The sequence below is a fragment of the uncultured Cetobacterium sp. genome, from assembly GCF_947039425.1.
GTDB lineage: Bacteria > Fusobacteriota > Fusobacteriia > Fusobacteriales > Fusobacteriaceae > Cetobacterium_A.
This window is the reverse complement of the sequence record NZ_CAMQYW010000109.1, coordinates 1-5,977: the sequence shown is the minus strand read 5'-3', so window position 1 is coordinate 5,977 and position 5,977 is coordinate 1. Positions and strand designations below refer to the sequence as shown.

6 protein-coding genes and 1 pseudogene are annotated in these 5,977 nt (G+C 30.3%); 4 read left to right on the top strand and 3 right to left on the bottom strand.

From position 1 onward, the window contains the following. The 3 genes and pseudogenes from Q0V09_RS06760 to glmS form a co-directional block, all read right to left on the bottom strand. Positions 1-665: pseudogene (locus tag Q0V09_RS06760) on the bottom strand (methylaspartate mutase subunit E); the annotation flags it as partial. 20 nt (positions 666-685) lie between these two features. Next, positions 686-2,092 (bottom strand): methylaspartate mutase accessory protein GlmL, encoded by a 1,407-nt coding sequence (glmL, locus tag Q0V09_RS06755; protein WP_297405918.1) that lies wholly within the window; start codon positions 2,090-2,092, stop codon positions 686-688. A gap of 33 nt (positions 2,093-2,125) precedes the next feature. Continuing rightward, entirely contained in the window at positions 2,126-2,539 is a 414-nt protein-coding gene (gene glmS / locus Q0V09_RS06750) for a methylaspartate mutase subunit S (protein WP_297405919.1), read from the bottom strand. 350 nt (positions 2,540-2,889) lie between these two features. On the opposite strand from glmS, the gene rimP reads away from it, so the two are divergent. From rimP to Q0V09_RS06730, 4 genes are all read left to right on the top strand, one after another. Continuing rightward, on the top strand, positions 2,890-3,351 hold the full coding sequence (rimP, locus tag Q0V09_RS06745; protein ID WP_297405928.1) for a ribosome maturation factor RimP: 462 nt from the start codon (positions 2,890-2,892) through the stop codon (positions 3,349-3,351). 19 nt (positions 3,352-3,370) lie between these two features. Then, positions 3,371-4,465, top strand: coding sequence for a transcription termination factor NusA (gene nusA, locus Q0V09_RS06740; protein ID WP_297405920.1), 1,095 nt, complete (start codon positions 3,371-3,373; stop codon positions 4,463-4,465). Further along, a complete protein-coding gene (locus tag Q0V09_RS06735; RefSeq protein ID WP_297405921.1) occupies positions 4,458-4,982 on the top strand; it encodes a DUF448 domain-containing protein in 525 nt (174 codons plus the stop codon). The genes nusA and Q0V09_RS06735 overlap by 8 nt, the downstream gene beginning before the upstream one ends. A gap of 75 nt (positions 4,983-5,057) precedes the next feature. Further along, on the top strand, positions 5,058-5,977 hold a 920-nt coding region (locus Q0V09_RS06730), incomplete at its 3' end, for a translation initiation factor IF-2 N-terminal domain-containing protein (RefSeq protein ID WP_297487841.1).

Here is a 5,977-nt window from a genome sequence, read left to right as displayed (position 1 = left end):
GTTCCAGTTAATGGACCAAATGGTTCTCTATTTATAGAAACACCTTGCTCTTCATACCATCCAGTTAATCTATCAATATATTGCCAGTCAATCATAGTTTGCTCAAGACTTACTGATTTAGCATAAGGAATGTTATAAGAAATTCCTCCACCCTCATTTGATGTATATCCAGCTGCAATCATTATCTCAGATAATAATCTTGCATCAGGAGTTCCATGTCTTAATTGTAATGGTAAGTTTACAGCTTCAACAACCTCTCTACAACCTTTAACTCCGTGATTTACACCTGGAAATCCATTTAATAATGATCTTCCAGCTTTTTTAGATTCCTCTATTCCTTTTTGACAATTTTCATATTTATTCTGTCTTGTGTATGAATCTATTGTTGAAGGTAAAAAATCTGCTCCACCTTCTGTATCTAAAAAGTTTAATAATTCTATTTGTTGATCAATTAAAGCAACTCCTGCTCTTGGTTGTGCTAATGTTATTTTTTTATTTTTAGCATCTATTAATTTTTTAGCAAAATTCTTAGATTCTGGTAATGCTTTATGATAAGCTACAGCTTCTTCTAAATCTACTTCTTTACCTGTAGGCCATTGGTTTAATACTTCTTCTCTTATTTTAAAGAACTCTTCATCAGTCCATTTAGTAAATTTTAATTTCATTTGTTTTTTCCTCCCTAAAACTACAATTGGATTAAATATTTTTTCATTATTTTTACTGCTAAATCGGGATTTTCTTGTGCTAACAATCCCATTGATGATAAAATATATGTTTTATCTACCATAAATTTAGGATTCTTCGGTTTTAAATAAATTGGTTCTTCTGGATTAAATCTTCCAGCTTCTAGTATCTCCTTTGGATTCATACTATGAACAATTACTCCACCTGTTCCAATAATATATGGAGCTTTTAACAAATCTTTTCCTATTTGATTATACATTGTTCCCATTGGTGTATAAATACACTCTAAAATACCACAGTGTCTCGTCATTGAAAGCTCTGTGGCAGCTTTTGCCATTGCTTCATCAAATAATAGTTCCTCTTCTGATTTTGGAACCATTCTTATATTATCATGTCTATATTTACATAGGCCTTTTACATCCCATTTTCTCTCTGTATCTTTTAAATAATTCCTTATTTTTCTTGTACCAGCAGCTTCTAGTAAAGATAGAGACGAATATCTCATCCCCAAATCTCCCTCAACAGTTCTTTTAGCGAAAGGATCTTCTAATCCTTTTATCATGACTCCTGCTTGAGTTGGATCTCCTTTTCCTATTGAATGAATATCAGTTGTTGCTCCTCCAATATCTACAATTATTAAATCTCCAATTCCATCTTCATCATCTGTTCCAGCTGATAAAACTTCTGCCGCTTTTAAAACTGCTGCAGGAGTTGGCATAAGAATTCCACTTATAAAGTTTTCCGCTTTTTTCATTCCTTTAGCTTCTATTATTTTATTCATAAATACTTTTCTTATCTCTTCTCTTGCCGGTTCAACATCTAATTTATTTATTTTTGGCATTACATTCTCTGCCATGTAATAATCTATTCCTGCTTCTTTTAATATATCTTCTACTTCATCTGAAGCAGCTTTATTCCCCGCTACTATAACTGGAACACTTATTTTGTGTTTTGCTATTAATTTTGCATTATGAATTATACAATCTTTATTTCCACCATCTGTTCCACCAGCTAATAAAATTATATCTACCTGAGCATTCTTTATCTCTTCCATCTCTTTCGAATTCAATTCATAAGAGTATGTTTTCATAACTCTTGCTCCTGCACCTAAAGCAGCTTTTTTTGCTGCCTCAGCTGTCAACTCAGGAACTAATCCTATAGCAACCATTTTTAATCCACCAGCAGCTGAAGAACATGCGATTTTATTTTCAAACTCTATACAAGAGATTGATATTTCTTTCTCTATCTCTTGTACAAGTTTTTCATAAGCATTATTAAAACCAATCATAATATCATCTTCAACTGTTGTTATATCTTTTGCTGTTGCAAGAATTCTTTCTCCTTCAACATCTATTGCAGTTAACTTTGTATACGTACTTCCAAAGTCAATTGTAAGATAACACTTCATTGAAACCATCTCTTTTCTTTATTTTTTTATTAATTAAATTCCTAAATCTAATTTTAAATCTTCAGTTGTTAACTCGATTGGAGTTCCTGGTCTATAAACTCTATTGAATCCCATAGCTTTAAATCTTGACTCAACCTCATTCCAAACTTGTTTTCCTACAACAATATTTCCACCAACATAAAGAATTATGTCTTTAAGGCCAGCTTCTTCACACTTGTCTCTCATACCTTGACAATCTAATTCTCCATGTCCATATAGAGATGAAACAATAATAGCATCTGCTTGTGTTTCTACTGCAGCATTAATAAAATCAACTTGTGGAGATAATACTCCAATATTGATTACTTCAAATCCACTTGTTTCTAAAACATGATGAATTATTTTATTTCCTACTGCATGACAGTCTGATCCAATAACACCAATTACTACTTTTTTTCCATTTTTCATTGAAAATAACACCTCTCTAAATTTTTACTATAACAAAAACAAACTTTTATAGTTATATTTATACACTACGTATCAAAAAAAAACAACCTAAATAATAAATATATATAGAATAAAATTTATGAATTGAAATAATATATCATTACCCCCATTCCTCCCTATAAAAAATCATTTTCCTACATTAATATATATGTCAATTTATATTACTATTTAATTGATTTTTCTTGTTATATATGCTATAATTTTAGTGGATAATTTATACTAGAGCTGACAAGAGTGGGGAAAACCCACTCTTTCTTTATAGTTTAGGTAGGAAAGAGGTGAAAACTATGTTAAGAATGGATAAAAGAGAAATGGAAGAAACTCTATTAAAAATAGAGAAAATTGTTATTCCTGCTGTTGAAAAGAAAGATCTTCAACTTGTAGATTTAGAATATGTACAAGAAGGTGGGTACCTTTATGTTCGTGTTTTCATTGAAAAAGAAAACGGAGATATTTTCTTAGAGGATTGTGGATCTTTAAGCGGAGATATTGATGAAGCAATTGATTTACTAATACCACACAAATTTTTCTTAGAAATTTCATCACCTGGTGTTGAAAGATCTTTAAAATATGAAAAAGATTTTATTAGATTTTCTGGAGAAAAAATAAAAATTAGTTTAAAGCATAAGATTGATAATTGTAAAAACTTTGAAGGAGTTCTTACAAAATTTGAAAATGAAAATATTTATCTTGATATCAAAGGAGATATTGTTGAAATCCCTTTTAAAGAGATTAAAAAAGCAAATATCGTTTTTGATTTTAGTGATATTTAATTAGTTAGGAGGATTATTAATGAAAACAAAAGATGGAAAAATCTTTCTTGAGGCTCTTGAGCAATTAGAAAAAGAGAAAGGTATTGATAAAGAAAGTCTTCTTGAGGCTGTTGAGCAAGCTATGTTAGCTGCTTATAAAAAGCATTATGGTGAAGAAGAAAATGTAGAGGTTGAAATTAATAGAAATACAGGAGAAGTTAAGGTTCATGAAATTAAAACAGTTGTTACTGCTGCTGATTTGTATGATGCTGCTCTTGAGATTTCATTAGAAGATGCTTATGAAGAAGGACACAAAAGAGCTAAGTTAGGTGACGTTATCAAACTTAATGTTAATTGTGAAGAATTCAGAAGAAATGCTATTCAAAATGGAAAGCAAATTGTTATTCAAAAAGTTAGAGAAGCTGAAAGACAGAATATTTTTGACAAATTCAAAGATAAAGAGCATGATATTATGAGTGGAGTTATTAGAAGAATAGATGAAAAGAGAAACATTTTCATTGAATTTGACGGATGCGAAGCGATATTAGCAACAGCTGAACAATCACCTTCAGATGTTTATAGAGTTGGAGAAAGAATAAAAGTTTATGTTGCTGAAGTTGAAAAAACAAACAAATTCCCTAAAATAATAATTTCTAGAAAAAATGAAGGACTTTTAAGAAAGTTATTTGAACTTGAAATTCCTGAAATTTCAGAAGGAGTTATTGAAATTAAATCTGTTGCAAGAGAAGCTGGTTCTAGAGCTAAAGTTGCTGTTTACTCTGCAGATGAAAATATTGATACTGTTGGAGCTTGTATCGGACAAAAAGGTCTTAGAATAAGAAATATTGTTAACGAATTAAATGGAGAAAAAATTGATATTGTTGTTTGGAAAGAATCTGTTCAAGAGTTTGTTTCTGCTGTACTTAGCCCAGCTAAAGTTATCAGTGTTGAAGTTCTTGAAGATGGATCTACTGCTAGAGTATTAGTTGACAATTCACAACTTTCATTAGCTATTGGTAAAAATGGTCAAAATGCAAGACTTGCAGCTAAACTAACTGGTATGAGAGTTGATATTAAAACTGTTGATAACTCAAATACAACTGAAGTTATTAATAACGAGGAACAAAATGGATAATCATACTCCAGAAAGAACATGTGTTGTTTGTAGAGAAAAAAAAGATAAAAAAGATTTATTCAGAATCGCTAAAATTAGTGAAAGCAACTATTCGTTTGATGAAAAACAAAAGATGCAAACTAGATCAATCTATGTTTGTAAAACTCATGAATGTATCCAAAGAATTTCAAAAAATAAAAAATACAACCTAAGAATAGAAGACCTTCTTGCTATGGTTAATCTTTTAAAGAAACAATCTAAAGATTACTTAAATATTTTAAAAGCAATGAAGAATTCCGATCATCTAGCATTTGGAATTAATATGGTTATGGAAGATTTAGATCATATCCATTTTCTAATAATTGCTGAAGATATCAGTGAAAAAAATGATAAGAAATTAATTGCTAAAGCAAAAGAATTAAATATTTCTTATGTTCACTATGGAAATAAATTTCAATTAGGTGAAATTTTTAAAAAGGATGAAGTAAATGTTATTGCAGTTAAAAATAAAAAAATTGCAAGAGGATTGATTGACTAAATTCTTAACTAATTTGATACTTTCTTTGTTAAATGATAAAGTTGTTTCTGAAAAAATCAACTTAAGGAGGAAACAATGGTAAAAAACAATGAAATTAAAGAGAATGACGAGCTTCAAGAAGTGGAACAATCAGGAAGAAAAAAGAAAAATAATAATAATAGTGATAAATCAAAGAAAAAGAAAAAAGGTAGAAGAGCTGACTTTGTAGTTAAAAAAGTTGAAGCTGGTCCTGAAGTAATAGAAGAAGATGGAATGAAAATAATCAAAGTTAAAGGTGACATCACTCTTGGAGATTTTGCTAACAGACTTGGAATTAGTAGTTCTGAAATTATAAAAAAATTATTCTTAAAAGGATTAATGCTTACTATTAACAGTCCTATTTCTTTTGAGCAAGCTGAAGAGTTAGCTGAAGAATATGATGCTTTAGTTGAGATGGAAGAAGAAATAGAATTAGATTTCGGAGATAAATTTGATCTTGAAATTACTGATAAAAATGAAGATTTAATTGAAAGAGCTCCTGTAATTACAATAATGGGACACGTTGACCACGGTAAAACATCTTTATTAGATGCTATTAGAGCTACTACTGTAGCTGATGGAGAAGCTGGAGGAATCACTCAAAAAATCGGAGCTTACCAAATAACTAAACCAACTGGAAAAATAACTTTCGTAGATACTCCAGGACATGAGGCCTTCACTGATATGAGAGCTAGAGGAGCACAAGTTACTGATATTGCTATATTAGTTGTTGCTGCTGATGATGGTGTTATGCCACAAACTATAGAGGCACTTTCTCATGCTAAAGCTGCAGGAGTACCTATTATTGTTGCTGTTAACAAAATTGATAAAGAGGGCGCAAACCCAATGAAAGTTAAACAAGAGTTAATGGAACATGGATTAGTTTCTGTTGAGTGGGGTGGAGAAACTGAATTCGTTGAAGTTTCTGCTAAAGCTAAACAAAACTTAGATACTCTACTTGACACTAATCTTATTAC